1 protein-coding gene is annotated in these 1,374 nt (G+C 68.7%); it reads right to left on the reverse strand.

What is annotated here, in order from left to right; translation table 11 throughout:
* On the reverse strand, positions 1-1,374 hold a 1,374-nt coding region (locus ACZ4Z5_RS33340; RefSeq protein ID WP_468270030.1), incomplete at both ends, for an acyltransferase domain-containing protein.

The raw sequence follows: 1,374 nt of genomic DNA on the forward strand, positions 1-1,374 counted from the left end.
GCGGCTTCTCCGGCGGCGTCGCCGTGGCCGATGGCGTGCAGACCCGCGTCCAGCAACGCCGGGTGGAGTCCGAACCGAACCGCGTCACGGCGGCCATCCTCCGGCAACACCACCTCAGTGAACAGCTCATCGCCACGCCGCCACACCGCCTTCAGACCCTGGAACAGCGGCCCATAGGCCATACCTTCCCCGGCCAGCTCCTGGTACAGCCCGTCGATGTCGACCGGCACGGCGCCCGGCGGAGGCCAGGCAGTCAGGTCACCGAACTCCAGCTCCGACTCGGGCCGGGCGCCGGCCGTCAACACGCCGGACCCGTGGCGTGTCCACGGCTCCTCCGCAACAGCGTCCTGACGCCGCGAGTACACACCGAACGGCCGACCACCGGACACCGAGGGCGCCTCGACGACCAACTGAAGCTGAACGCCACCCCGCACGGGCAGGACGAGCGGCGCCTCAAGCGTCAGCTCCTCCACCACATCACAACCCACCTGGTCCCCGGCACGAACCGCCAGATCCACGAAAGCCGTACCCGGCAGCAACACACCACCATGGATCATGTGGTCGGCAAGCCACGGATGGGTCTCCAACGACAGACGACCAGCCAGCAACACCCCATCCGAATCGGCAAGCGCCACCGCAGCACCCAACAACGGATGCCCCGCATCACCCAGACCAATAGCCTCCGGATCCCCAGCCGCAAACACCACCCCACTCGGCCAGAACCGCTGCCGCTGGAACGCATACGTCGGGAGGTTGACGCGCTTGGCGCCGGTGCCGGAGAAGTACGCCGGCCAGTCGACGGCTACGCCATGGACGTGTGCCTGGGCGAGGGCCGTGGTGACGGCCTCGGCCTCCGGGCGGCTCTTGCGAAGCACGGGCACGAAGAGCATGCCGTCGGTGTCGCCGACCGTGCAGCCCTCGACGAGTACGGACAGGGTGCCGTCGGGGCCAAGCTCGATGTACGTGGTCACGCCGACGGCCTCAAGGGCGCGGACACCGTCGAGGAAGCGGACCGCCTCCCGGACGTGCCGGACCCAGAAGTCCGCCGAGGCCATCTCGTCAGTGATCACGGCACCGTTCAGGCACGACACGATCGGGATACGGGGGGCTGTGAAGGCCAGACCTTCGACCACCTGGCGGAAGTCGTCCAGCATCCCGTCCATGTGCGGCGAGTGGAACGCATGGCTCACGGTGAGGCGCTTCGTCTTCCTGCCCTGTGCCTCGAAGGTCTCCGCGATCGCGGTCGCGGCGTCCTCGTCACCGGCGACCACGACGGACAGAGGCCCGTTGACCGCCGCGATGCTCACCCGATCGGTCAGCAGCGGCAGAACCTCGTCCTCCGACGCCTGCACCGCGATCATCACACCACCGGCC

This window comes from Streptomyces sp. NPDC030222, from assembly GCF_055573115.1.